At 68.2% G+C, this 25,466-nt stretch carries 24 protein-coding genes and 2 pseudogenes; 15 read left to right on the plus strand and 11 right to left on the minus strand.

All coding sequences use genetic code 11. The features are described from left to right. Positions 1 to 323 precede the first annotated feature (323 nt). The 4 genes from ElP_RS20925 (at position 324) to ElP_RS38440 (ending at position 3,765) form a co-directional block, all read left to right on the plus strand. Positions 324 to 854: a hypothetical protein gene (locus ElP_RS20925; protein ID WP_145272581.1), complete on the plus strand. Its 531-nt coding sequence runs from the start codon at positions 324 to 326 to the stop codon at positions 852 to 854. Continuing rightward, positions 854 to 2,464 (plus strand): AAA family ATPase, encoded by a 1,611-nt coding sequence (locus ElP_RS20930; protein WP_145272583.1) that lies wholly within the window; start codon positions 854 to 856, stop codon positions 2,462 to 2,464. Before ElP_RS20925 ends, ElP_RS20930 begins: the two co-directional genes overlap by 1 nt. A 45-nt stretch (positions 2,465 to 2,509) precedes the next feature. Continuing rightward, a complete protein-coding gene (locus ElP_RS20935; protein WP_145267830.1) occupies positions 2,510 to 2,794 on the plus strand; it encodes a hypothetical protein in 285 nt (94 codons plus the stop codon). Between the two features lie 95 nt (positions 2,795 to 2,889). Beyond that, a complete protein-coding gene (locus tag ElP_RS38440) occupies positions 2,890 to 3,765 on the plus strand; it encodes a hypothetical protein (RefSeq protein WP_197446243.1) in 876 nt (291 codons plus the stop codon). Here the strand turns inward: ElP_RS38440 and ElP_RS20945 are convergent. The 3 genes from ElP_RS20945 to ElP_RS20955 all read right to left on the minus strand — a co-directional run bounded on the left by ElP_RS20945 (position 3,727) and on the right by ElP_RS20955 (position 8,853). Beyond that, the gene (locus tag ElP_RS20945; RefSeq protein ID WP_145272585.1) at positions 3,727 to 5,349 is read right to left on the minus strand and encodes a DEAD/DEAH box helicase; all 1,623 of its coding nucleotides are present in this window, start codon (positions 5,347 to 5,349) and stop codon (positions 3,727 to 3,729) included. The genes ElP_RS38440 and ElP_RS20945 overlap by 39 nt on opposite strands. A 126-nt stretch (positions 5,350 to 5,475) precedes the next feature. Beyond that, a complete protein-coding gene (locus tag ElP_RS20950) occupies positions 5,476 to 6,474 on the minus strand; it encodes an ATP-binding protein (protein WP_145272587.1) in 999 nt (332 codons plus the stop codon). A gap of 96 nt (positions 6,475 to 6,570) precedes the next feature. Next, on the minus strand, positions 6,571 to 8,853 hold the full coding sequence (locus ElP_RS20955) for an AAA family ATPase (RefSeq protein ID WP_145272589.1): 2,283 nt from the start codon (positions 8,851 to 8,853) through the stop codon (positions 6,571 to 6,573). Between the two features lie 296 nt (positions 8,854 to 9,149). On the opposite strand from ElP_RS20955, the gene ElP_RS38445 reads away from it, so the two are divergent. Further along, entirely contained in the window at positions 9,150 to 9,767 is a 618-nt protein-coding gene (locus ElP_RS38445) for a WD40 repeat domain-containing protein (protein WP_197446244.1), read from the plus strand. Here the strand turns inward: ElP_RS38445 and ElP_RS20960 are convergent. After that, the gene (locus tag ElP_RS20960) at positions 9,734 to 10,117 is read right to left on the minus strand and encodes a DUF6992 family protein (RefSeq protein ID WP_145272590.1); all 384 of its coding nucleotides are present in this window, start codon (positions 10,115 to 10,117) and stop codon (positions 9,734 to 9,736) included. The genes ElP_RS38445 and ElP_RS20960 overlap by 34 nt on opposite strands. Positions 10,118 to 10,469: 352 nt before the next feature. On the opposite strand from ElP_RS20960, the gene ElP_RS20965 reads away from it, so the two are divergent. Continuing rightward, a complete protein-coding gene (locus tag ElP_RS20965; RefSeq protein WP_197446245.1) occupies positions 10,470 to 11,714 on the plus strand; it encodes a DNA methyltransferase in 1,245 nt (414 codons plus the stop codon). Positions 11,715 to 12,161: 447 nt separating this feature from the next. Here the strand turns inward: ElP_RS20965 and ElP_RS20975 are convergent, their stop codons facing one another. Together ElP_RS20975 and ElP_RS20980 are read right to left on the minus strand one after the other, a co-directional pair. After that, on the minus strand, positions 12,162 to 12,581 hold the full coding sequence (locus ElP_RS20975) for a hypothetical protein (RefSeq protein ID WP_145272594.1): 420 nt from the start codon (positions 12,579 to 12,581) through the stop codon (positions 12,162 to 12,164). A gap of 186 nt (positions 12,582 to 12,767) precedes the next feature. Beyond that, positions 12,768 to 13,856: an IS630 family transposase gene (locus ElP_RS20980; RefSeq protein WP_145272596.1), complete on the minus strand. Its 1,089-nt coding sequence runs from the start codon at positions 13,854 to 13,856 to the stop codon at positions 12,768 to 12,770. A gap of 602 nt (positions 13,857 to 14,458) precedes the next feature. Here ElP_RS20980 and ElP_RS20985 point away from each other — a divergent pair. From ElP_RS20985 to ElP_RS21015, 7 genes and pseudogenes are all read left to right on the plus strand, one after another. Beyond that, positions 14,459 to 14,869: a Dabb family protein gene (locus ElP_RS20985; protein WP_145272598.1), complete on the plus strand. Its 411-nt coding sequence runs from the start codon at positions 14,459 to 14,461 to the stop codon at positions 14,867 to 14,869. 41 nt (positions 14,870 to 14,910) lie between these two features. Next, positions 14,911 to 15,156 carry a nucleoside deaminase gene (locus ElP_RS20990; protein ID WP_145272600.1) on the plus strand — a complete coding sequence of 82 codons (246 nt, stop codon included), beginning with the start codon at positions 14,911 to 14,913 and terminating at the stop codon, positions 15,154 to 15,156. Between the two features lie 3 nt (positions 15,157 to 15,159). Continuing rightward, positions 15,160 to 15,357 (plus strand): tRNA-specific adenosine deaminase, encoded by a 198-nt coding sequence (locus ElP_RS20995; protein WP_145272602.1) that lies wholly within the window; start codon positions 15,160 to 15,162, stop codon positions 15,355 to 15,357. Positions 15,358 to 15,518: 161 nt separating this feature from the next. Continuing rightward, a complete protein-coding gene (locus ElP_RS21000) occupies positions 15,519 to 16,418 on the plus strand; it encodes a phosphate/phosphite/phosphonate ABC transporter substrate-binding protein (protein ID WP_145272604.1) in 900 nt (299 codons plus the stop codon). Between the two features lie 16 nt (positions 16,419 to 16,434). Then, complete coding sequence (locus ElP_RS21005; RefSeq protein ID WP_145272606.1) at positions 16,435 to 17,013, plus strand: hypothetical protein; 579 nt, start codon at positions 16,435 to 16,437, stop codon at positions 17,011 to 17,013. 18 nt (positions 17,014 to 17,031) lie between these two features. After that, positions 17,032 to 17,517: pseudogene (locus tag ElP_RS41285) on the plus strand (SOS response-associated peptidase); the annotation flags it as partial. Positions 17,518 to 17,603: 86 nt separating this feature from the next. After that, a complete protein-coding gene (locus ElP_RS21015) occupies positions 17,604 to 18,695 on the plus strand; it encodes an IS4/Tn5 family transposase DNA-binding protein (protein ID WP_145272608.1) in 1,092 nt (363 codons plus the stop codon). Here ElP_RS21015 and ElP_RS41290 read toward each other — a convergent pair. The 3 genes and pseudogenes from ElP_RS41290 to ElP_RS21025 all read right to left on the minus strand — a co-directional run. Next, positions 18,584 to 18,964 (minus strand): annotated as a pseudogene (locus ElP_RS41290) (DUF6933 domain-containing protein); the annotation flags it as partial. The gene ElP_RS21015 and the pseudogene ElP_RS41290 sit on opposite strands and share 112 nt — an antisense overlap. Positions 18,965 to 19,141: 177 nt before the next feature. After that, positions 19,142 to 20,167 (minus strand): WD40/YVTN/BNR-like repeat-containing protein, encoded by a 1,026-nt coding sequence (locus ElP_RS21020; protein ID WP_145272610.1) that lies wholly within the window; start codon positions 20,165 to 20,167, stop codon positions 19,142 to 19,144. A gap of 51 nt (positions 20,168 to 20,218) precedes the next feature. Further along, positions 20,219 to 20,623 (minus strand): hypothetical protein, encoded by a 405-nt coding sequence (locus ElP_RS21025; protein ID WP_145272612.1) that lies wholly within the window; start codon positions 20,621 to 20,623, stop codon positions 20,219 to 20,221. A 376-nt stretch (positions 20,624 to 20,999) separates the two neighbouring features. Here ElP_RS21025 and ElP_RS21030 point away from each other — a divergent pair, with 376 nt between their 5' ends. Beyond that, on the plus strand, positions 21,000 to 21,290 hold the full coding sequence (locus tag ElP_RS21030) for a class IV adenylate cyclase (RefSeq protein WP_231749848.1): 291 nt from the start codon (positions 21,000 to 21,002) through the stop codon (positions 21,288 to 21,290). Positions 21,291 to 21,824: 534 nt separating this feature from the next. Then, positions 21,825 to 23,942: a recombinase family protein gene (locus ElP_RS21035; RefSeq protein ID WP_145267375.1), complete on the plus strand. Its 2,118-nt coding sequence runs from the start codon at positions 21,825 to 21,827 to the stop codon at positions 23,940 to 23,942. 870 nt (positions 23,943 to 24,812) lie between these two features. Here ElP_RS21035 and ElP_RS21040 read toward each other — a convergent pair. Together ElP_RS21040 and ElP_RS38450 are read right to left on the minus strand one after the other, a co-directional pair. Beyond that, on the minus strand, positions 24,813 to 25,220 hold the full coding sequence (locus tag ElP_RS21040; protein WP_197447122.1) for a DUF1990 family protein: 408 nt from the start codon (positions 25,218 to 25,220) through the stop codon (positions 24,813 to 24,815). Positions 25,221 to 25,235: 15 nt separating this feature from the next. Next, a complete protein-coding gene (locus tag ElP_RS38450) occupies positions 25,236 to 25,397 on the minus strand; it encodes a DUF1990 family protein (RefSeq protein WP_197446246.1) in 162 nt (53 codons plus the stop codon). Positions 25,398 to 25,466: the final 69 nt, after the last annotated feature.

Consider the following 25,466-nt stretch of genomic DNA (forward strand, 5'->3'; position numbering starts at 1 on the left):
GGGAAGGTCCGGGAGCACCTCGCCAAGCACTCCCGGCCATGGTACAGGAGGCGCTTCACGGCGATCCGGGAGTCGGGTGTCCTCGATGTCCACTCTGCGATCGTCATCTCGAACCGGGCAGAGAAGTTCGGCTTAAAGGTCCAGGTCGAGAAGGGCAAGCTCGTCTTCCCGAGCGACACGAAGACGACGAGGGCGCTCGTGAAGCTCCTGGCCGAGGAGTTCTTCGAGGGCGTCTTCACGGGCAAGCGGTACCAGACGAATTCGGTCAGGGCGATCTCCGGAGGCGAGGAATAGGGGGGCTGCGGCCCCCCGGCTGATCCATCATGCTCGACGAACGCATCAAGAGCCGCATCCTGGACGACCACAAGCGTCTGACCGCCGAGGGCAGGCTCCCGTCGAGGGCACAGTTGGAGGCTGCAATCCGCACCTTCCGCAGCCGGTTCGGCCCGGACGTGCTCGCCCGGCTGGACGGCGAGGAACTCCTGGAGGTGATGCACGCCCGAGGGAACCGGGACAGCCTCGTCTACTGGTTGGAGTTCAAGAGCGACGAGGAGTTTCCCTCCCGCCACTTCGGCAGCATCTCCGGCGGTAGCTCCTTCAACTACGGCATCTTCCGGAGCAGGGACCTCGACTGCTGGGTCACCGGGAGGCCGCAGAACGTCCGGGAACTGACGGTCCCCGAGGCGGTCGAGATCGCCCGCAGGCAGCGGGACGAACTGGTCCGGAGTGCCGAGCGCATTGGCAGGCTGCCGGGCGGGGCGGATGACGCCGAGTACCGAACGCTCCAGGAAGACCTGGGGCGCATCGCCCCGTCGGTCTGCGACTCGGCGTGGGGGCACAAGTATTCACCCTGATGTCCCCCGAGAAGCTCGACGACTACCACAACCCCGATTACCAGCGGTTCCACCTGGTCAAGATGCTCCAGGTGCCGCCCGAGGGCGAGGGACGTTACCTCTGCGCCAGCCGGTTCGTCGCCGCCGCCGCCGAACTGGACATCCCGATCAACCACCTGGTGACGGTCCTCAACGAATATCACTCCGCCCACCACGGCTACTGGCGTGTCGGCACCTCCGACGGCGGAAGCTCACGGGACTGTTGGCCGGAGATGCGGGACGGCGGGTTCGTGGCCGTCGGCTGGCCCGCCCTCGGCGACCTTTCCGGCTTCGAGAAGGACTCCACCTCGAAGCAGCGGCTGATCGGGCTGCTCGGGGACCGCTATCCGGGCAGCCCCCAGCAACTCGGTCGTACGGCGACCCAGGTCCTCAACCTCGTCGCCGGGATCGCCGAGGGGGACATGGTCCTGGCCTGCAACGGGGCCAGGGTACTCGGCGTCGGCAGGGTCGTCGGGGCCTATGTCTACGAGTCGGGTCAGGACGCCCCGCATCGTAGTCCCGTCGAGTGGCGCTCGCTGGACGAGTGGAAGATGCCCGTTCCCGAAGGACTCCGATCGACGGTGCACCGGCTGAGGAAGCACTCGGAGACCCTCGTCGAGGCGGAGCGACGTGCCCTGGGCGGCACGATCGGCGTCCGGACATCCCGCCCGGCGACCCCCACCCCGAAGGCTGGGGCGGTCCCCCGGCTCGACGGCGTGCCGGGCCGCATCCAGTCGGTGCTGGAGCGTCGGGGGCAGGCCATCCTCTACGGGCCGCCCGGCACCGGCAAGACCTACTGGGCCGAGCGCACCGCCCTGGACCTCGCCTCGTACTCCCACCACGGCAGGCCCTTCGGCGAGCTATCTGACGCCGAGCGGGGCACGATCCTCGGCGAGCCGGATCGCCCCGGTGCCGTCCGGCTCTGCTGCTTCCACCCGTCCTACGGCTACGAGGACTTCATCGAGGGCTACCGCCCCGAGTTGCACGACGGCGTCGTGGGCTACGCCCTGCGGGACGGTATCTTCAAGCGGCTCTGCCTGGACGCCGATCGCCAGCCCGACCGCAGCTTCGTGCTGATCGTCGACGAGATCAATCGGGGCGACTTCCCCCGCATTTTCGGCGAGTTGCTGACGGTCGTCGAGAAGGACAAGCGGGGCAAGCCGGTCCTCCTGCCGCTGGGCTGCTCGGCGTTCCAAGTACCGCCGAACGTCTCGATCATCGGGACGATGAACACGGCGGATCGGTCGATCGCCCTGCTCGACGCCGCCCTTCGCCGTCGGTTCGGCTTCGTCGAACTGATGCCCGACGTGGCCCCGCTGGGCGAGTCCGTGGTCGCCGACATCCCGCTGGGGCCCTGGCTGGAGGCGCTGAATCGCCGCATCTGCGAGCACGTCGGACGGGACGCCCGCAACCTCCAGGTCGGGCACGCCTACCTGATGGAGGGCGGCCGGCCCGTCCGGGATGTCGCCCGGTTCGCACGCATCGTCCGGGACGAGATCGTGCCGCTGCTGGAGGAATATTGCCTGCTTATCACGGATTTGGGGGATGGAAGCGGATGTCCATGTCAGCCCGTCCGACAGCGGCTATGCTGAGGGTCACGGATCTCCGCCTCGTGAGCCATCAGCAGGGACGACGCCATGCCGGCAGCCGACCCCACGTCCCCGCCCCTCCGGGGACAGAAGGCCATCTGTATCCCCCGCGCCCCGCAGAAGTATGAGCAGATCGCAGGCGATGCCGAGCGGTTCCGGGAGTATCTGGGCCAGCAGATCGAAGCCCATCCGGAACTGTTCCCATCCGAGATCCGGCGGGGCTACCGCATGAAGGACACCTACACCTCCCGCAAGGCCGGCTGGAGGCTCCGGCGGATCGACCTCCGCGACGGCCAGAGCTCCCTGGTCCGACCGTCGTTCTTGATGCCGTAGCTGACCGCCCACACCGAGGACGTGCAGGCCCCCCTTTTCTCCGCAAGTTCGCCGTCCCTGACTGGGCCCTGACCGAGGTCTTCGGGCGGGGCCCGATGTACTGGCATCGCCTGGGACGCACGCTTGGCCGATCCGGCCTGGTGGGGGCCACGGTCAAGGGACCGGAGCGGTTGCCCGGTCATCTGGTCGCCGACGAGAAGCACACGACCTTGGCCGGCGAGGAGGTCTACCTGGCGGCCACCGCCGGCGGCGGGTGCTGCCTGGGCCTGGCGTTGGCCGAGAAGGCGGATCAGGACGAGTTGACGAGGGCCTACGGCGTGTCCCGGGATGGGGTCCGGGACCTGGACCCGGAGTACCGGCCCCGGACGGTCAACACCGACGGCTGGGCCGCCACGCAGGCGGCCTGGCGGGCGTTGTTCCAGGGGGCGACGATCATCCTCTGCTTCCTCCATGCGTCCCTGGAGATCCGGGAGCGGGCCAAGCACCTGAAGGAGACCTTCGATGCCCTCCGGGGGCGGGTCTGGGGTGCGTATCACGCCCCGGATGCCCGCACCTTCTCGCAACGGCTTCGCCGGCTGCGGGAGGGGGCCCCGAAGCACATCGACAAGCCGATCGTGCGGGAGAAGGTGCTGTCACTGTGCGAGGAGCGCGAGGCGTTCGCCCTGGCCTACGCCCATCCCGGCTGCCCTCGGACGAGCAACCCGGTGGACCGGCTGTTGCGACGGCTCGACTGCCACCTGTCCTGCACGCAGCAACTGCACGGCAAATCGGCAGCGGCTGAGCAGGGGTTGCGAGGTTGGGCGTTGATCCACAACTTCGCCCCGATGTGCCCTTGGACGGTCCGAGAGACCCCCGAGTTGAGGAGCCCGGCGGAACGGCTCAACGGGAAGCGGTATCACCCCGACTGGCTCCAGAACCTGCTGATCTCGGCCTCACTCGGAGGGGATCGCAGGGCTCCCCGAAATCCGTGATAAGCAGCAGAATTGCAGGTTGACGCCCTCGGCGGCCGACTCGGTGGCGATCATGATGGTCGCCTCGTCCCGGAAGCGGTCGACGAGCGCCGACCTCATGTCGGCGGACGCCGACCCGGTGACGCAGTCCTCGCCCCGGTGCCGCTCCAGCCAGTCGGCGTAGATCCGCTTCGACTCCGGGTCGGTGTTCGTGCCGTTGAAGGTCACGATCCGCCCGGCGTAGCCGCTGCGCTCCAGCAGGTCCTTGAGGTAGTCCTGCGTGCGGCGTGACTCGGTGAAGATCAGCGCCTTCCTCGGTGCCCCGTTCTTCCCGGCCTGCTCGAACCCCCGCTCCAGGGCGAACAGCAGGGCGTCCCCCTTTGCGTTCCGGCTGATCGACTGCGCCAGCGCCCGGTAGCTGCGGAGTTCCTCGATCTCCTCCCTGATGGCCTCCCGGCGGTCCTCGGGGTCGTCCTCGTCCGGATCGCCCTCGTCGTCGCCGTCGTCGAGGGCCTCGTGCCATTCCTCCTCAAGCTCGTCGGCGTGCTCCACGTCGTCGACCACGGAGCCGACGCCGTCCTCCCCGGCCTCCGCCTGGAGGGTCTCCAGCCGGTCGATCAGCTTTCCCAGCGTGGCGGTGATCGCAAATGACGACGAGGCCAGGATTTTCCGCAGGATCAGGGTGATGAGTTGCCGCTGCCCGGACGGCAGGGCCATCAACTCGGGCTTCTGGAGGTAGGTCGAGACCTGTTCGTAGAGGCGGACCTCCTCGTCGGTCTGGGTGAAGTCCTGCGTGATCGAGATGCGGTTGGTGTACGGGACGTACTCCGAGACCTGTCGCCGCAAGGTGCGCTGGCAGACCGGCCGGAGGCGGGTCCGGAGTTCCTCGATCTGGTCTGGCGTGACCTTCTCGGCCTTGGTGGCGAACCGGCTCTTGAAGGACTTCTCGTCGCCGAAGAGGTGGGGGTCTACGAAGCTGATGAGCCCGTAAAGCTCCATCAGCGAGTTCTGGAGCGGGGTCGCCGTCAGCAGGACCTTGGGGCGGGACAGGACGGCGTCCCGGATGGTGCGGGCGATCCGGTTGCTTTTCTTGTAGACGTTCCGGAGCCGGTGCGCCTCGTCGAGCGTGATAAGGTCCCACGGCACCTGCTTCAGGTCATTCACCTTGGACCGGGCGAACTCGTAGGAGCAGACGACGACCCGGTCGGGCTGGTCGAACGGGTTGCCGCCCTGGTGCTTGCGGTGGGCGTTGAAGCTGCGGGTCTCCAGGATGACGGAGTCGATGAAGAACTTCTCCAGCAGTTCCCGGTTCCACTTCTTGCGGAGCGAGGCAGGGACGATGCAGGCGATGCGGCGGCGGCGTTCCGCCCAGAGTTGGCTGATGATGAGCCCCGCCTCGATCGTCTTCCCCAATCCCACCTCGTCGGCGAGGACGGCCCCGTTGGAGAAGGGCGAGCGGAAGGCGAACAGGGCCGCATCTACCTGGTGGGGGTTCAGGTCGACCGTGGCGTTCAGCAGCGACTGCGACAGCTTCTCGGCGTTGTCGGAGGCCAGCCGCTTCGTCAGTTGGTGAGCAAAGTATTGGGACTGGTATTCGGTCGGCACAATTCTCGTCCGCCAGACGACAGGTCCTCGTCGACCCCGATCGACTCCCCGACGAAGCCCTCCGAACCGGCTATCTTAGGTAGATTTCAGCAGTCAAGCAAGCAGACACCCTGGAGATTCGCCCGCTCAGCCCCCGGTGCCGCCGACGTTCCTGATCGTCTCGCCGCCGTGCTGGCTGCACCGGGGCCGGATGGCCAGCAGTTGCGGCACCTTGAGAAGCGGGTCGGTGCAGTCGTCGTCGGTCTGGACGAAGCAGACGCCCTGCTCCAGGTCCAGGTTGCTGACCCGCTGGGCCGAGAGCGCCTCCAGGTTCGGGGCCGCCTTGCGGATGGCGTCGATCGCCTTGCGGTCGGAGGTCTTGAAGATCAGCCGGGTCAGCAGGTACTTGAAGATCCGGGCCGGGATGCGGTCGGGGAACTGCGAGGCGAGGACGAACGACATCCCGTCGTGGCGGATCTGCGTGATGGCGTTCTCTAGCTCGGCCACGAGGTCCTTCGAGTCCACGTACTCGTGGGCCTCGTCGAAGACGACCATCTTGTTGACGCCGTTCTTCGCCCGCCGCACGAGGTCGGTCAGGACCAGGCAGAGCTTCAGGGCGTCGTCGCTGCTGAGCGCCTGCATCCTCAGGTCGAAGACGTTCAGGCTGCCGCCGGTCAGCACGTCGGCCCACTCGTAGGCCCGGTCGTCGGTCAGCCACTTGCTGGCGAAGCTCAGGCGGTTCTCGGCCCGCCGCCGCTGCATCGTGCTGAGCCGCTCGTCGGTCAGGATGTGATGCTCCAGGTTCTTGTAGGTCAGCCGCTCCTGGTAATAGAGCTTCTGGATGATGTCCCGGATCACGTCCATGTACTCGGACTGGGCGCTGGGCGGCTTCATCAGGATCTCCCAGTGCTCCGCCCCGAGTTCGTCGGGTCGGAACTGGATCGGGAACGTCGGGATGCCCCGGTACTCGTCCCGCCTCCGGTCGAGTTCCGGCCCGTAGCTGAAGACGTTGACCCGATCGACCCCGGCCGGCTCGGCCCCGTACTCCTGGCGGAGCCGCTCGACCTCGGACGGCTTGGCGTTCGGCCGCATGAACCCCCAGTGCTCGAACCGGGCGTCGGGGTTGCGCCGGTAGTTGAACGCCACGACTCACATGGGCTTGCGGTGGCGGCTCAGGTTCGGCAGCGCCGCCAGGGCGCTCTCGATCAGCACGCCCAGGGCGTAGGACTTGCCCGAGCCCATCTAGCCCAGCACGACCATGCACTGCGGCTTCGTGAACGAGACGGCCAGGCCCCGCTTGCCGTCCTTGAGCCGCCCGATCAGGCCGAGGCTGGGGCTGTCCAGTTCGGTGTCGCCTACCACCACCTCGATCGGGACGGGAGGTGCCGGCTCGACGGCGACCGGCTTGCCGGCAGGAATCGTGCCCGATCTCCTCGGCGAGGGCTTCGAGGCGGCACTCGGCGTCCCCGAAGGCACGGGGGCGGCGACGTTCCCTGGCGAGGGGGCGGCCTGCGTCGAGGGATGCGTGGCGGCGGCCGGGGCCGGCTGCGTGCCGTTGTGCCCCGACACAGGTTGCTCCATGCCGATCGCCCGTGCGAAGGATTCGGAGAGGTTGGCGGCGTTCCTGAGCAACTGCGTCCGGCGTCCCACGCCCTCGCCCTTGACGAACTCGACGAACTGCTGCTTGTCGACCTCGTGGGTGCCGATCGAGAGGTCGTGCTCCTCGATGGCGACCAGGGCGTCGTAGATGGCATTGAGGAGCGAGATCTCGCCCCCACCGGCCGGGAGGTAGACCCCGCCCATCTCCTGGACCGACTCGACCAGCTCCTGGCCCCTTGCCCCGGCGGCCTTGCAGCGCCTGTCACGAAGGAGGACGACCTTCTTCGGGCCCCGGGCGGCCCTCATGACCTCGACCAGGTTCTTCATCCTCGCCGTGAAGGAGTTCCCCTCGGCGTTGTTGATGCACAGGCAGAGGTCCTCGGCCGTGCCCGGCAGCCGGACGAGCAGGTTCGGCGGCATGACCTTCGCCCCGCACGTCGCCCGGTCGTAGGCGGCCCGCTCGCCGGAGTGGGCCAGCAGCGTCTCGACGACGTTCCGCATGCGGCCGAAGAGGTCCTGCTCGATCGGGATCTCCCGGCCGTAAGAGTCGAGGTGCCGCTGCTCGGCCTGCTCCATCGTCGAGCGGATCAGCCCGTCCACCGCCGCTCGGGTCACGACGGCCGGGCCGCCCGCCGGCTGGGGGGCGAGGCACTCCTCGTCGCCGTCGAGCCACGCCTCGAACATCGAGCGTGCTTCCTGGATGAAGGAGCGGGGCGATCTGGCCTTGCCGCAGAGGGCGGACACGTCGTCCTCCGTGAAGGGATAGATGCTCGTCGACAGCCGGTGCTTCGAGAAGGACGGCTCCAGGTGGGCCGCCAGCATCTTCAGGCCGTACTGAGGTCCGAAGGTTTCCAGCGTCACGGACTGCTGGGCGATCCGCTCGGTGACACTGGAGTCGAGGGCGTGGCTGAACCAGGACTCCCAGAGGCTCGGGAAGATGCAGGTGACGACCAGCAGGTTGGGCGTCATGGTGAAGATCTCCCGCACGGTGTCGCCCCACCGCTGCGAGAGCCGCTGCTGGTCCCGGAGCCCCTCAAGCTGGTCGAAGGCCAGGATGAGCGGCTGGTAGTAGGTCGAGAGGATGCCGATGGTCTGGATCGCCCGCAGCGCCTGCTCCTCCCGCTGCTGCTGCGTGGACACGTCGGCTGAGGTCTCGTCGATCTTCACCCAGGTGGGGTCGAGTCCGAGGTCCTTCGCCTCGGCCTCGTCGATGTCCTGGCCCGACAGCCACTTCAGGAGGACCCGCTTGCGATCCTCCCTGGAGACGAAGCAGTAGGTGATCAGGACGTGGGCGATCCGCTGGTCCACGTCCGGGTTGTGCGTCTGGAGGTAACGGAGGGTGCGATTGCGGATCGTCCGCATGTTGCTCTGGCGTTGCTCGCCCTCGCCGAGCATGCGGAAGAGGTTGTAGGGGTCGTCCCGGAGGTTCTTCGCCCAGCGCCGCCTCTGGTCCGCATCCCTGCCGGCTTCGATGTCCTGCTCGAAGCCGGGGATCAGCACGGCCGAGAAGACGTGGGCCAGTAGGTCGTCCAGTTGGGTCTGCTGGGGGGTGTCCGGCGAGAGGGACTGGGACAGGCTGCGGATCATCTCGGCCCAGATGTGCTGGGCGACGGCGTCCTCGTTGTTCGGCTTGCGGACGAAGAGGATGTGGTTGGTCCGGGACAGGTTGCGGGCGACCCGCATGAGCAGGTGGGTCTTGCCCGTCCCCGCCTCACCCAGGACCAGGATGCCCTGGGTGATCGACTCGCCCCCCGGCGTCCCGGAGGTCGACAGCCGCTTCAGCGCACGCACGATCCGCTTGTAGGCGTGCTGGTTGTACTCTTCGAGGTCGGGTGCCCGGTCCCAGGGCGTGTTGACCCGATCGAGGAACGCCGGGGGATCGACTTCCAGCAGGGGGCGGTAGGTCTCATCCTGGTCGGCGTGCATGGTCTGCCCCGGTCGGCTAGTCCGATCGTCTACACCAGGCGCTCCACTTTCGCAGGGCTGAAAGCGCCCGACGAGGAGCAAATCCGATGATCCCACCAATCCGAAGATGCTTGGCTGGTTGGGTTTAGCTCTTATACTGTCTCGACGCCTGTTGCACAACCATGCAGTATCCTAGGCCATGCGAGGGTGCCCGGGGCCAAGGGCCTCTCGAACCGGTTCTCCGTTGCCGCAGATTCCCGGACGCCCGTAACATCGGTCGAGCGACCGCCCCCCGCCGTCCCCTCCGGAGGGCCGCCATGGGACGCTTCCGGTTCTCGATCGCCGCCATGCTGGGCGTCGTCCTCTTCGCCGCCGTCGCCGTCGCCGCACTCCGGCAGGCGGATCGGCCCTGGGACGGCGTCCTGTTCAGCACGACCCTCGGCCTGCTGCTCCTCTCGATCCTGCTGACGATCCACTGCACCGGCCGGTGGCGGGCCTACTGGCTCGGGTTCACCCTGTTCGGCGGGGTCTACCTCGGGCTCAGCCTGATCCCCCCGGTCGAGGAACGGCTGCTGACGACCGAGGCGCTGGCCTTCCTCGACTCGAAGATGCCGGGGCGGGAGGCCAGCATGTCCTTCTCGGTCGCCTTCTCGCCCCAGGGTCGGACGCTGGCGACGAGCGGACAGGGAGGGGTCGTCCGCCTCTGGGATGCGAAGACGGGCCGGCCGATCGGCGTTACCGGGGGTGACTCCCAGCACTTCGTCCGGATCGGGCACTCGCTCGTGGCGCTGATCCTGGGTTTCGCCGGGGGGCACCTATCACGGGCGCTCCATCTCTCGGGTCAGGGACGGCCGGAGGAGAGGACCGGCCACCAGCAAACCCCATCCCCTGACCGCCCCTCCTATCCGACGATCCCCGTGCACCGCCACCAGTAGTACCCGTCGAAGAGCAGCAAGAAGGCACCCTGGATGACGACGGCGAGGCCGAACCCCTTCAGCGGCGGCTTCTTGCGGCTCAGAAGGGCCACCCCCACGACGACATAGAGCACGTCGAGGCCGGTGTTGAGCCGGAGGATCGGCAGCAGTTCGGAGGCCGGACGGGACTCGCCGATGGAGGCGAACCAGCCGATCACGCCGTCGATCAGCCCCCAGACGCCCGACATGAACCAGAACGAGCGCCAGAACTCGTTCGGGCGGGCGTAGAGCCCGATCGTCGCAGAGCCGAGCGAGGCCAGCGACCACAGGAGCAGTCCGGCGACCAGTTGGTCCTGGATGGCGTTCGGCATGGTTCGTCCATCGTCTGGGGTTGGTGTGCGACGGCAACGTTGCGGCTCGGGACCGTCCCGCTCGATTACTTGGACGGCTGTCGGGGGGCGCTCCCGCTGGCGAGTCGGGCTCGACTCCAAGGCAAGGCGATCGAGAGTCTCGTAAGCGGGCGGCTGCATTCAGTCTAGGCATCGCATCACGGGCGGCACTCGTGGCCGACGCAAGGCCCTGCCATGTCCTATCTTTCCGTCGGCGTCAGCCCCTCGATCCACCCCCGAGATTCAGCCGACGATGTCTATCGCACCGAGCCGTCCACGCAAGCCGACCGCCAAGCCCGTCCGACTCGCAGAGCCCCCGAATGGCCCTCCCGAATTGCCGGAGATCAACGCCGACCTGCGGGAGCAACTCCGGCGGGACATCGACGAGCGAGGCATCCTCGTGCCGATCCTCGTGACCCAGGACGGTGAGGTGCTCGACGGCAAGCTGCGGTTGGCGATTGCCCAGGAACTGGGGATCAAGAACATCCCCAAGATCATCGTGGGCAAGCTCTCCCCCGGCGAGCGACAGGACCTGCGATTGGCGGTCAACCTGTATCGACGGCATCTTACCCGAGAGCAGGTCCGCCATCTCGTGGAATGGGCACTGCGCCAGCAGCCGGAGGCCAGCGATCGCAGCATCGCCACAAGATGCGGGGTCAGTCCGACGACGGTCGGGACCGTCCGACGAGGTGTCCAAGTTGGACACCTGCCGACGAGGAACGGCCAGGATGGCAAGCGATATCCTTCCACCCGCAAGCCGGTCGTCATCACCAGCAGCGAGTCCCAGGCCAGGGAGGCGGCTCAACTCCTCAGCGAACTCGGCGATGATGCCCCTGACCGAGCGATCAACATCAAGAAACTCCGCCGGGTCAGGAGCGCAAAGGGACGGGCGGATCTATTGGCGAGAGTTTCGGAGATGAAGCCGGGGGTTGATCCCGACTACGTGGTTCACCACTGCGACTTCCGCTCGCTCACCGGCCTTTTCGAACCCGGCTCGGTGGACCTGGTGCTGGCCGACCCGCCCTGGGGAGGGCAATTTTCCCCACATCGACGGGCCTTTGCGGAGACAATCGAGCGGCTGCTCAAGCCCGACGGGATCGCAGCCATCTACACCGGTGTTGCACATATGCCCGAGTTCCTCGACGAACTCAGGGCGGTGGGGCTGAAGTACCTCTGGACGATCGTGGCGGCCAGGAAGGCGAGCACCGTCAACCAGAGACACAGACTGATAAATAGATTGGTTCCGATCGTACTCGTCGGAAAGGGTGGGCTTCGGACGAGCACAGTCCTCAACGATTTGCTCGATCCCATGGGTCGTGAAAAGCAGCACCATCCCTGGCAGCAGCCCATCGAGGAGGCCGTCGAGATCATCCGGGCGCTCTGCCCGCCGGGCGGCCTGGTGGCCGATGTTTGCACCGGCTCTGGCTCGACGGCGGTGGCGACGATCCGGGTCGGCGAGGGGAGGCGATTTGCAGGCTGCGAGGTCGGCAGGGGGACGGTGGAGATCGCCAGGGCGAGGATCGTCGAGGCTCTGGAGGGGAGGGATGTCGGGGCGGATCTTGAGACGGCGATGAACTGAGTCATCGACAGTCTGCTCACGTCCCGAGGTTTCTCCCGAATCCAGCGATCAACTTCAGAGTAAACGCCGATGTCCACCGCCCCGAGCCGACGCAAGGCCGCCTCTAAGAACGCCTGGATCGCAAAGCCCCGGTACGAGTCCGTTCTCGACCTGCCGCCGCTTGCCCCGGATCAGTATGAGGGGCTGCGGGACAGTATCGCCGCCCAGGGCGTCCTCGTCCCGATCATCGTCGACTCGGACAGGCCGCTCCGCAGGATCATCGACGGCAACCACCGACGGAAGATCGCCGATGAACTCGATGTCGACTGCCCCGAGGTCGTGAAAGAGGGGCTGAGCGAGCAAGAGTTGCGGTCGCTTGCGAGAGCGCTCAACCTGGCACGGCGGCAGTTGAGCCAAGAACAGAAGCGGCAGATCATCGCCGATCAGTTGAGGGAGACCCCTCGAAGGTCAGACAGGTGGGTCGCCAGGCAGCTTGACGTCCACCATGCCACGGTCGCATCGGTACGCTCCACTATGGAGGGCACTGGTCAGATTATCCAGTGCGCCTCCAGGCTTGGGGCCGACAACAGGGTCCAGCCGGCGCATCGGCTCACGTCGACCAACGGCAAGCCCGCTCCGGAGGTCGACACGGTCCCGATCCGCCCTCTCCCAGCCTCGTCGGGCGACCTCGACGAGGCTCTGGAGCGTGACGATCCACTCGCCGACGTTGACGAGCAGGCGATCCTCCGTCGAGCAAAGGAGATACGCCAGCGGAGGATCGTCGAGTGGCGAGAGCGTCAGCAGGAGCGAGAGGAACAAGCTCGGCGGAAGTTGAGCAGCAAACTCACTTGGAAAATCACAGCAGATCAGCGGGTCGTCAGGTGCCATCTGCTCATCGCCGACCCGCCATACGGCATCAGTCGAGAGCCGTGGGAGCCCGCCACGAAGGAGTGGTGCTGCCGCTGGACGACGTGCGGGGCGGACTTCCTCGCAATCTTCTGGTCCCAACAGAGGCTCTTTGAGGGGCGAAAGTGGTTCGACGAGTTGCTGAAGGGGTACAAATTCCAACAAATGCTAGTGTCCCGAGTCGGAGGTCCGTTTACAAACCCGCTTGATGCGGTTGAGGATCAGGCCGGCGTCTGCGGCCCACACGAACGGCTTGGGGTCCGCGTTGTGGTGCTCCAGGTACCCTCGGATCGCCGCCTCCAACGCCGCCACGCTGCGGAACACGCCGCGTCGGATCCGCGTCTCGGTGATCTCCGCGAAGAACCGCCCGACCGGGTTCAGCCAAGAGCTGCGGGTCGGAGTGAAGTGCGGGTGGTACTCAGGGGGCCGCAGGAACCATCGCTCCACCGCCGGCGTCTCGTGGGTCGCGTAGTGGTCCAGCACCAGGTGGACCTCCACGCCCGGCTCGCGCGGGACGCGGGCGTGGACCTCGTCCAGGAACCGCAGGAACCCCTTCGCGCGGTGCCTCCGGTGGCACCGACCGATCACCTCGCCGGTAGCCACGTTCGGGGCCGCGAACAGCGATGTGGTCCCGTTGCGGACGTAGTCGTGGGTAGGCCGCCCGGCCTGCCCCGGCGTCATCGGCAGCAGCGGCTGGGTCCGGCCCAGGGCCTGGACCTGGCTCTTCTCGTCGACGCACAGGGCGATCGCCCGCTCCGGCGGGCTCATGTACAGCCCGACGACGTCGCGGACCTTCGCGACGAAGAACGGGTCGGTCGAGAGCTTGGAGGTCTCGCGGAGGTGCGGCTTCAGCCCGAACGAGCGCCAGATCCGCCCGACGGCCGTCTGGGACATGCCGGCGGCCTCGGCCATGCCGCGGGTACTCCAGTGCGTGGCCGACTCGGGCTTGGTCTCCAGCGTCCCGGTGACGACCCGCTCGACGTCGGCGTCGGCGATCGTGCGCGGCGCGCCGGGGCGGGGCTCGTCGGCCAGCCCCTCCAGGCGTCGCTCGACGAACCGCCGCCGCCGGGTGCCAACGGTGGCCGAGCAGACGCGGGGCCTGGCGGCGACCGCCTCGTTCTCCAGCCCCTCGGCGCAGGCCGGGACGATGCGGGCGCGGGTGGCGCGCCGCAGGGTGCTCTTGGGGCGGCTCGCCCAGGTCGTCAACGTCTGCCGCTCGTCGTCGCTCAGGACCAGCTCGGCCAGCGGTCGCGCCATGTTGGGGTCTCCTTTGGGGAGACTCTACCGGGCGAACGGCGAGGGCGCAAGGTTATTCAACGGATTTCCGACTCAGGACACTAGTTTGGCATGCTCCGAACAACAACGCTCACAACAGCCGGCATCGATTCAAGGAGACTTGGGAGCCGATCTTCATCTACCGGCGAATTGGCTCGAAACGCTTGATCTACTCGCAGGACAAGCCCTGGGGGCACGGTCTGCTTAACCACGATTGCCACGTCGCCCCCGTGCCGGAGGGAAATTACAAGGGTGCAGACATGAAATGTCACCCCTGTCAGAAACCTCTCTCCGTCATGTGATGGCTCATCTACGCACTGGCCGAGCCGGGCGAGATGGTCGCCTCGCCCTTCGCCGGGGTCGCACCTTGCGGTGTCGCAGCGACCCAACTCGGGCGAAATTACCACGGCATCGAGATTGACGACGACTGTCGACGGCTCGCTGAGGGGCGGATAGCAATGTACGGGGCGGACAAGCGGTAGCCGCCTGGGATTGACCCTCTCGACCTCCTTGCCCCCTCCGCCTCAGTCGACCATCATGCGGGGAGTCCGCTCGACCCGTCCCCAAGCCCCGGAGCGACCCCGATGAAGTCCGTCCTGATCCGCTGGTCCGTGCCCGCCCTCGTCACGATCTTCGTCCTCGGGGCGAACGCCATGCCCCCCCAGGACGACGCCAAGGAACTCGCCCACATGGTCTTCTTCACGCTCAAGGTCCGCTCCGAGGAGTCCCGCCAGCGGTTCGTCGATTCCTGCCACACCTACCTGGCCGACATCGAGGGCACGACCTACTTCTCCGTCGGCACGATCGCCGAGGACGTGGAAGAACCCGTCAGCGTCAAGGACTGGGACGTGGCCCTGCACGTCGTCTTCCGGGACAAGGCCACCAAGGAGGCGTACCTGGTCCACCCGCAGCACGAGCGGTTCGTCGAGGAGAACCGGCCGCACTTCGCCAAGGTCCGGGTCTTCGACAGCTATCTGATCGATCCCAGCGAGTGACGAGTCGCTCCCTTTGCTGAAGGAGCGGCGGACTACCCACGATGGACCACAACTCGTACATGCGCCGCTGCCTCGACCTGGCACGTGTGGCCGGCGATCGGGGGGACACGCCGATCGGTGCCATCGTTGTCTTCGACGGCAGGATCGTCGCCGAGGCGAGCGAGGAGCTTCCGACCGGGCAGTCGGTCACCGGGCACGCCGAGGTCCTCGCCGTCCAGCGGGCCGTCGACTTGCTCGGGAGCACCGACCTCTCGGGGAGCATGCTCTACACGACCGCCGAGCCCTGATTCATGTGCTCCTACGTTATCCGCCAGGCCCGCATCGCCGCCGTTGTCCACGGGCGCAACACCCCGCTGATCGGCGGCGTCACCTCGGCGCACCCGATCCTGACCGCCGCCGACTTCGACCCGTGGCGTCCCGCCCCCGAGGTGATCGGCGGCGTGCTGGAGGAGGAGTGCCTGGCGCTACGCAAACGATCGGAACCATGATGGGGAAAGGCCACTTGGCGAGTCTCCGAGCACCAGGTACCGATCTGGGAAGACGACCCCCCCGAGAACCATTCCCCCCGGTTGTGGCGACCGGGTAGGATCGGTGCGCTTCGAGGTCATCTCCCGGAAGCCATTCGTGCCCCGAGCCGAGGAGCCAGCCCATGCGTGCACGTCCCGTCGCCCTCGCCCTGACCGTCGGACTCTGCCTGCTGTCCCGGAGCGTCATCGCCGGAGACTGCACCGACGACGCCCCCTGCGGAGGGAAGCCCGCCCTCCGCATCGGTGCCGTCGCCTACTCGCCCGCCGCCGTGACCATCTTCGAGGGCGTCCGGCGTTACTTCGACAGCCACGACATGCCCGTCGACTACGTGCTCTATTCGAACTACGACGCCCTGGTCGCTGCCCTGAACGAGGGACAGGTCGACATCGCCTGGAACACCCCGCTGGCCCACGCCCGGTACCACCTGCTCGCAGGCGAGAAGAGCCGGACGCTGGTCATGCGGGACGTGGACTGCGGCTTCCGCTCGGTCCTCGTCGCCCGGAAGGACGCCGGCATCGACTCGGTCGGGCAGCTTGAGGGCAGGACGCTGGTCCTGGGCAGCGAGGACGCCGCCGAGGCGACCGTGCTTCCCCGCCACTACCTGGCTGAGGAGGGCGTCGACCTCGACGACATCAAGGTCCTGAGCCTGGACGGAGAGGTCGACCTGGAAGGCAATCCCTGCTCCAGCGAGCGGTACGTGCTCCAGGCGCTGCTGGAGGGCCGGGGCGATGCGGGGATCATCGGCGAGCGGCTCTGGAACCACCTGAGGAAGGAGCGCCCCGAAGATGCCGACCGGCTCGTCGCCGTCTGGACGACGCCGCCGTTCAGCCACTGCGTCTTCAGCGCCAGCGAGGGCCTCGACGAGGACCTTGCGAGGCGGTTCACCGACCTGATGACGAAGATGGACCCGACCGACCCGCAGACCGCCGACGTGATGCGGCTGGAGGGGACAAGGGTGTGGGTCGTCGGCAGCCCGGACGGCTTCGAGGACCTGCTGGAGGCGCTGCGGGAGGGGCGTTGAGGCGTTGGAGTCCGGAATGAGCCCCAAAGCCAAGGACCAGGGAGACCGTAAGGCCGCCCTGGTCGAGAAGTTGAGCGCTCTTGCAGAGGGGCTTCGCCGGGGGGAGGACTTGCCGATCTCCCGGGTGACGCCCCTCAAGTCGCTCTGCCAGGACCGAGAGGCCGCCGCACCGTTCGCCCTGTCCCTCCTCCGGATGGTCGGTCGTGACCTCCGGGCGAAGCGGAGGCCCCGGCGGTACCGGATGCTCGTCGAGCAGGCGGCAAAGGTGTTGCAGGCTTGCCTGGACAAGCCGTCCGGTGCGCTCGAAGGGAGTCTGCGTTCCCTCCTCGTGGAGATGGACGGGGAGAGGAGACAGGCCCGACCGACGAATTGGGGCGTGTTCCTGATCGTCGTGAGCAACGGACTGTTGCGGGTGGCGGAGGCGTGCCTGAAGGCTGTCCTCGACCCAGCCAGGGCATCGTCGCTGCTCTATGGAGCTTCCGTGGTCTACGCCGAGTTGCAGGGGGACGGCCCGGGCACCGGCTTGAGGCCCTCTGCGGCAACCACGATCGAGGAGATCGCCCGGTTCTGGCGGGACCGGTACGGTATCGAGTGATAGGTTGAGGCGGAGACGATGTGCGGACGATACACGCTGCGGGCCAGGCGGGAGACGATCGCCGAGGCGTTCGACGTGCCCGAGGTCCCCGAACTGCCCGCCCGCTACAACATCGCCCCGACGCAGCCGGTCCCGACGGTGCGGCTCGACCCGGATCGGCGGGTCCGGGAGCTATCCCTCTTCCACTGGGGTCTGGTCCCGTCCTGGGCCGACGACCCGTCGATCGGCAACAAGATGATCAACGCCAGGGCCGAGACCGTGGCCGAGAAGCCGGCGTTCCGCCACGCCTTCAAGTCGAAACGCAGCCTGGTGGTCGCAGATGGCTTCTATGAATGTCGAAAAATTGATGGGAAGAAACAGCCCTACTTCATCCGCATGAAGGATGAGCGCCCCTTCGCCTTCGCCGGGCTGTGGGAGTATTGGGAGCGGGACACCGGCGCACTCCAGTCGTGCACGATCATCACGACCGAGCCCAACGACCTGGTGGCACCGATCCACGACCGGGTGCCGGCTTGTCATTCCCCAAATCTTGGTAGCATGGTCGAAGCTTCTCCTCCGCGCTCTCGTCCCCTTGGTGAGGAGGCCCGGCGATGGAGCGGCCGATTCCCCCCGAACCTGAGCCGACCCGTTGGGCCTCGGCCCACTTCGCGGGGGCCGACCTCGCCGATGTCCGCCGCGTCCGCAGGGTCGTCCGGATCGCCGGGGCCTGGGCCGACCGGCCCGGTCGCAGCATCCCGGCTCCGTTCGAGGACCGCTACGACATCAAGGCGGCCTACCACCTGTTCGACCACGCCGACGCCACCCCCGAGCGCCTCCAGGCCGGGCACCGCGGGCTCGTGGCCGAGGCCCTTCGACAGCGGGGGACCTCCCTGCTGATCGAGGACACGACCGTCATCTCCTACCCCGGCCGCCGGCCGGTCCCCGGCCTGGGTACGGTCGGCTACTCCGGGCGGGGCCAGACGGGATTCCACCTGCACACCGTCCTGGCGGCCCGTTGGCCGGGGCAGGTCCGCCCCGACGCGCACGGCCGGCGGCCCGCCCTGGAGGTCCTCGGCCTGGCCGACCAGCAGTCCGACGTCCGAGCACCCTTGCCGGCCGGCACGACCCGCCGTCGGCCGCCGGCCCGCAAGCCGACCGACCCGCCTAAGTCCTGGGAGCGGGCCACCGAGCGGGTCGGCCCGGCCCCCGAGGGGGCCGCGGTCCGCTGGGTGCGGGTCTGCGACCGCGAGGCGGACATCGACGAGTTCCTCCGCAGCTGCCAGCGGGCCCGACACGGCTTCGTCGTGCCCGCGGCGCGCGACCGTATCGTGATGGACCCGGCGACCGGCCGGCCCGACGGCTCGCTGCGCCGCCAGGTCGCCGCCTCGGCGGCCCTCGGCCAGTTCGTCCTCCAGTTGCGGTCGCGACCGGGCCGGGCCGCGCGGTCGGCGACGCTGTCGGTCAGCGTCACCCCGGTGGCGCCGGTCGCCCCGCGGCGGCTGGGCCGGGGTTCCTTCCCGCCCGTCCCGATCGCCGACAGCAGCACGTCTTTGAGCCGGTCCCCGGCATCGAAGGGAGAGAGTTCTCCCCCGGCCAGCAGGTGCTTCGCATGGACGACCAGTTCGTTCATCGAGCCTGTGACGGCACGCCCCGACGCCCTGGCGAATTGGACCGTCCCGCCCTCCGGGGCGATGAACCGGTGATAGACGAACGCCTGCCCGTCGTCTTCCAAGGACTCCCTCAGGTTGTCCAGGGCTCGCCCGATGAAGCGACGATCGTCCGTGATCCCCCTGGCGAAGAAGACGGTCGAGTAGAGCGACCTGGTGTTGCTCACGAGGATGTACTGCGTCCGGTCGGCGACGAAGAGGTGGGCCGACCAGTCCGAGTACGGGTCATCGGAGGTGGGCAGGGCGGGGAGCGACCCCGCCTTGATCCTGGCGTTCAGCTTCTGGGACGGGCGGAAGATCAGCACCGTTACATCATCCCTCTACCGTCCTGGGACAAGACGCAGCCGAGCCCCGATCTCTCCGGGACCTGGTGGACATCCGGGGCGATGGCCAGGTTGGGGCGATGGCCAGGTCGAGGCGCTGTTCCGTCTGTGCCTCATCCCCGCCGGACCCCTCGCATCTCGCCCGGATCATCGTCCATCTCATTCCATCGCATCAAACCGGGTGATGCGGCCATTCTCCCCGACCGCCCATCCGGCATCCTCCCCGGCGAAGTCGACGGCGTGAAAGCCCTCGTCGCCCAGCCGCTCCCAGGTCTCGCCGCCGTCCCTCGACCAGTCCGTCCCGGTCGGACCCACGGCCACGAGCGTCGGACCCTCCGTGCCCGGTATGAAGGCGACGGCGGAGCGATACCCGGCCGGTCCCGGACCCTCGGGCGTCTCCCAGGTGCGACCGCCGTCGGACGTGACGGCGACATTCCTCCCCCCGAGGTCCGGTCGCTCGTAGTCGCCCCCGACGGCGACCCCGTGCTCGGCGTCCCGGAACGCCAGCGAGAAGACGCCCGAGGCGGGTGAGTCGGATCGGATCGGCGTCTCGTGGGCCGCCCAGGTGCGTCCCCGGTCGTCGGAGCGGAAGACCCGACCGCCGCTGGTGCCGAACCAGGCGTGGCGGTCGCCGTGGACCACGAGGCAGGTGCCGCTGGCGGCGAAAGCACCCTCGCCGGGCAACGCCTCGGGCATACCCTGCGGATCGATCCGGTCCCAGGTCTCGCCGCCGTCGTCCGTCGTCAGGATGACGAACCGGCCGCCCACCGGTTCGCCCATGGCGATCCCATGCCGGTCGTCCCAGAACGCCAGGGCGTCGAGGAAGCCGTCGTCGTCCGTGTTGACGTGCCGGAGCGTCCAGGTCTCCCCGCCGTCGGTCGTCCGGTAGATGCGGGACAGGTCGCCCTCGCCGATGGAGAGCAGGAGAGCAGTCGCATCGTCGAACACCTCGATGTCCCGGAAGTCCAGGTCGGCGGCGTCCGGGACGATACGGTGCTCCCAGGTCTCGCCACCGTCCACGGTGCGGAGGACCGTGCCGCCCGCCCCGCTGGCCCATGCGACCCGGCCATCGACGACGCTCAGCCCACGCAGCCTTGCCGTCGTGCCAGAGTCCTGGGAGACCCACTGGGCTTCGGCTGCGACGGGATAGAGGGCGACGACGAGCAGGGCGGCCAGAAAACGCATTCGGCAAACTCCGGCTGGTGACGGGGCGATCCTGCGGGACCGTTGCGAGGCTCAACCTTGCCCGAGGATCACCATCCGGCGTGCCTCCCTGACCCGCTCCTCGACCTCGGGCATGCCCCGGTCCATCAGCTTGAACAGGAGGCGATCGAACTCCGCCTCCAGGTCTTCGGTGCCCTTGAGGGCTCTCCTGCTCGACCTGGCGACCGCCGGCCGGGCCTGCTCGGATCGGGCGGGGGAGGACTTCGCCTTGGGCATGGGGGCGGCCCTCTTCGCCTCGCCGCCCGCAGACGATTTCCCCGAGAGCCTGCCCTTGACGTTGTAGATCAGGGTGCCGCTGATCGAGCCCTCGTGGCCCGCCTCACGCCACGCCTCGTTGACCGCCTTCTCGTTGGCGTCGGGGTTCTTCCGAAGGTAGTCCTCGACGAAGCCGGTCTTGCTCGTGCCGTCGGTCGCCATCGTCTGTCGGATCGACTGGTGTTCGATGAGACATTACACTCGTTCGATCCACTCTATCTCGAAATGAAGGCCAATGGGAGGGATCGGCAGTGGTCGGGCGGGTGGCGTCCACACCATGGTGGTGAGTCAACAGAGCAGATCACAGGGAGCTCATGCCAGCGAACGTCGAGATCAAGGCGAGGGTCGGGGACCTTTCGTCGCTCCGGGCCAGGGTCGAGTCCGTTGCAGGTGGACCCGCCGAGGTGATCGACCAGGAGGATACCTTCTTCGCCACGAAAGAAGGACGCCTGAAGCTGCGTGACCTCGGCAATGGTCGGGGAGAACTATCCGCTACCATCGCCCTGACGACTCCGGTCCCAAGACCTCCGAGTACACGATCGCCCCGACGAGCGACCCGCTGGCGCTCAGGGCGATCCTCTCGTCGGTCCTCGGCGTCCTCGGCGTCGTCAGGAAGCGGCGGTGGATCTACCTCGTCAGGCAGACCCGCATCCACTTGGACCGGGTCGAGGTGCTCGGCGATTACCTCGAACTGGAGGTCGTGCTGCGACCCGAGCAGGACGAGGGCGAGGGGGTCGTCATCGCTCAGGATTTGATGGGACGACTCGGGATCGGCGAGGACGACCTCGTCGAGGTCGCCTACGTCGACCTGCTGATGGGCGGGCGATGACGGGCGAGGGAGCCGTCCTCGGTCGATGGCTGACGTGTGCGGGGCACGAGCCCGTTTGCCGACCGTCGTGTCGCCGCCCCAGATGGGCCGAGAGGCATCCCCGGATGCTTCCTGGACGGATCTGGCGTCCGTTTCTCTCTGCGTCTCCTGGGGGCACCTGGTGGCTTCAATCGACTTCCTGTCGTCCCCTACTTCGTCCTTCTGTTCTTGATCGAGACGTGCCAAGCAGACTGCACCTCAAGCGACCGGTGGTGCAGCACCCCCGGCGGCGGTTACGATCAGCGCCGCCGCGCTGCTTGAGCTGGCGGCGTGGTGCCGACATCACCTGACCTCGGCATCGGGAGACATCGCATGTCCGTCGCCCCCCGTCACAACGCTCCCCCCCGCGCCTGACGACGGCGCCCTGCCCACCGCCGACGGTCGCACCGACGATCTGGGCCCGCCTGCCGGCCGACCGGCAGCGACAGCTCCGCGACCTGCTCGGCCAACTCCTCGCCAGGCTCCTGGCGGCCACCCGAAGCGAGGAGGCCGGCCATGAGTGACGCAACCCGCTCGCCCAAGCTCCGGCCCTGGCATCTCGACCGGGCGGCCTTCGTCTACGTCCGCCAATCCACACCCCAGCAGGTGCTCGACCACCGCGAGTCCACCGACCGGCAGTACGCCCTGGCCGACCGCGCCGTCGCCCTCGGGTGGCCACGGGACCGCGTCACCACGATCGACGACGACCTGGGCAAGAGCGGCCAGTCGATCGAGGGCCGGCCCGGGTTCCAGCGGCTGCTGGCCGAGGTGGCGCTCGACAACGTCGGGCTGATCCTCGGCCTGGAGATGAGCCGGCTGGCCCGGTCCAACCGCGACTGGCACCAGCTGCTCGAGCTCTGCGCCCGCTTCCGCGTGCTCCTGGCCGACGCCGACGCCGTCTACGACCCGGCCGACCACAACGACAGGCTCCTGCTGGGCCTGCACGGCATGTTGAACGAGGCAGAACTTCATGTCATCAAGGAGCGGATGTGCCAGGGCCGGCTCAACAAGGCCCGCCGGGGCGAGCCGATGGGCTCCCCGCCGCTGGGCTACGTACGCCTCGCCTCGGGCGAGTGGGCGATCGACCCCGACGAGCAGGTCCAGGCGACCGTGCGGCTGATCTTCGACCGGTTCGACCGCGAGGGTACCCTGCACGGCCTGCTCCGCTACCTGGTCCACCACGGGGTCCGCATCCCGATCCGACCCCGCCACGGCCCCAACCGCGGCGGGTTGGAGTGGCGGCGGCCGAACCGCCCGACGCTGTCGAACGTCCTGCACCACCCGGCCTACGCCGGTGCCTACCGGTTCGGCCACCGGGAGGTCGACCCGCGGCGCAAGCGGCCCGGGCGGCCCGACACCGGCAAGCTGGTCCGCCGCCCGGAGGAGTGCCTGGTGCTGATCCGCGACCGGCTGCCGGCCTACATCACCTGGGAGCGGTTCTGTGACAACCAGGAGCGGCTGGAGGCCAACCGGGCCCGCCGGGACCGCCCCGGCGCGCCGCGGCAGGGGGCCTCGCTGCTGGCCGGACTCCTGCGGTGCGGGCGGTGCGGCCGGCGGATGCTCGTGCGGTACTCGGGGGCGACGGGCCGGTACAGCTACACCTGTGCCCGCGGGGCGGCCGACCACGCCGAGCCGATCTGCCAGAGCCTCTCCGGGCCGGCGCTCGACGGGCTGGTCGCCGGCCGGGTCCTGGCGGCGGTGGAGCCGGCGGCGCTGGAGGCGAGCTTGGCGGCGGTGGCCGAGGTCGAGCGCGAGCGGTCCGAGCTGGCCCGGCACTGGCGGCTCCGCCTCGAACGCGCCGGCTGCGAGGCCGACCGCGCGGCCCGGCAGTACCAGGCCTGCGAGCCGGAGAATCGCCTGGTCGGCCGCGAGTTGGAGCGGCGCTGGGAGGAGGCGTTGAGGGCGCAGCGGCGCCTCGAGGACGAGCACGAGCGGTGGCGGGGGTCGGCCCCCGGTCGGCTCTCACCGGACGACGAGCGGACGATCCGGTCGCTGGCCGGCGACTTGCCGGCGGTGTGGCAGGCGACGACGACGACGCCCGCCGAGCGGCAGCGGATCGCCCGACTCCTGATTGACCACGTGTCCGTCACCGTGGACAAGGCGAGCGAGCGGGTCGATGTGACGCTCCACTGGTCCGGCGGCATGACCGAGTCGCACGCCATGTCCCGGCCGGTGAAGCGGTACGACCTCCTGGCCGACTACCCCCGACTGGTCGAGCGACTGCGGGGATGGCGCGCCGAGCGGCTCAGCCCGGCGGCGATGGCCGAGCGGCTCAACGTCGAGGGGTTCCGTCCCCCGAAGCGGGCCGAGCGGTTCACGCGGGGGATGGTGCAACGGCTGCTCTGGCACCTGGGGCTGGCCCGCACGCCCTTCGGCAGCCCGGCCGGCCTCGGCCGCGACGAATACCGGCCGTCGTCGCTGGCGCGTCGGCTGGGGGTGTCGCGAGACACGGTGCGGCGATGGGTGCGGGTCGGGTGGTTGACGGCGCATCGCGACGCCCAGGGCCACCACGTGATCTGGGCCGACGGGTCCGAGCTGCGGCGGCTGCGCGAGCTCCGCCGGCTGCCGCGGACGTGGGCGAACAAGGGGCGGCTTGCCGAACTGACCAGACCGAGGCCGCGCCCGGGACGGTAGAGTGAGGGCGGCCCGGCTCAGGGCGAGCCGGGCCGCCCCATCGCGCTCTTGGAGGGCATTATGGCTGGAACATCGAGGAAAACCTTCTCTGGCTGTTCCCTCTCCTCATGTTTGCATGGCATTTCGTCTATCTGTCTTCGAAACACAAATTGTCCTTAATCCAATAGGACTTGTCTCGGGAGCAGTACCTCTACGGTCTCTTGGGGCAATACCGGGGGCTTCCCCTCCTCATCTTCTCTTTGTTGCTCCCAGTGACTGAGAGACGGAAGGAAGATAAGAAGGGAGGGGAAGCCCCGGAAAACACCTTGAACCAGGCAATTTGACCCGAAGAGAGACCCGCTTATACCCAGATTTTGTCCATACGTGAGTATGGGATGAGATTTCGACCGGGACGTAGCCCCCTAAGAGGACCCGAAGGCCCAATGCAGGATCGAGTACCTGCCCGTTGCCCGGAAACTCGCCGTTGACGAGACCTGGTTTCGCATCGCTCCCACCGTCGGCGGCTCGACGTGGACATCTCAGTGTCGCTTTTTCGACCGCAACCGGTCGCCCAGTTGCGATCGGGAGAAAGGTCCTGATCCCCTAACCCACCGGGTCGATCGTCCGACCCGGCCTGCCTGACCTGTTTCCGCAGTGATCGCTGCCATAATATAGCGATGTTATGAAAATTTCCCAAAACAGAACCGGCTTTCCGTCAGAAACCGCTTGCTTCCAAGGCCGACCGCCGCACCCTGGACGACCGCCGCTCACCGTCGGCAACGCCATGGACCGGACCCTCGAAGACCGACGCACGGTCCACCGACCTTGGAGGTACGCCCCGGTGGCGAGGGCCGGCGCCTCGACCTGCGACGGATGCCATCCCCCGATTCGTCAGGAGTCTCCTCGGGTCCCGCCCCCGACCGCCCTCGCCATCGCCGCCGCCGACTCCCGCCCGACCTGGTGCTGGACCCGACGCAGGGACCGATAGCCCAACCGGGACAGGAGCCGCTGCGGGCGGGAGAACGCCAGGATGTCGTACCGGACCTCGCCGGACGCCCGGTCCCACTCGACGAGGAACCGCTCCTCGCCCGAGACGGCGTGGTCGGGGAGCGTCCCCCAGGCGAACCCGCACCGGCAGACCGGCCCTTCCTCGTCGACGACGTAGACGATCCGGCAGGCGTTGAGCCACCAAAGCCCCAGGCGCCGGGCCACGGTCGCCACGACCTTGCCGGTGCGGATCGGCGTCACGGGCGGGCTCACCTCCGCCCAGCCGAGGCAGAAGTGCTCCCAGCGCCCCAGCGCAGCCCTGGCCTCCTAGAAGACCTCCTCGCCCGCCCCCAGCCCGATGCGGGTGCGGTCCACCACGTAGCCGGCGGGAGGTCGGCTTGCCGTCGCCCCGACCTCCGGGTAGGTGAAGCCGAGCCTCGCCTGCGATGCCAGAAACCGCCGGATCGCCTCGGCTGAAGGTCGCCGCATCGAGACCATCGGCACGCCCACCCCCAATTGTCGCCCGATCCACGCACCGCCCTCGATAGTATGGTAGTC

The sequence above is a fragment of the Tautonia plasticadhaerens genome (assembly GCF_007752535.1).
Classification (GTDB): domain Bacteria; phylum Planctomycetota; class Planctomycetia; order Isosphaerales; family Isosphaeraceae; genus Tautonia; species Tautonia plasticadhaerens.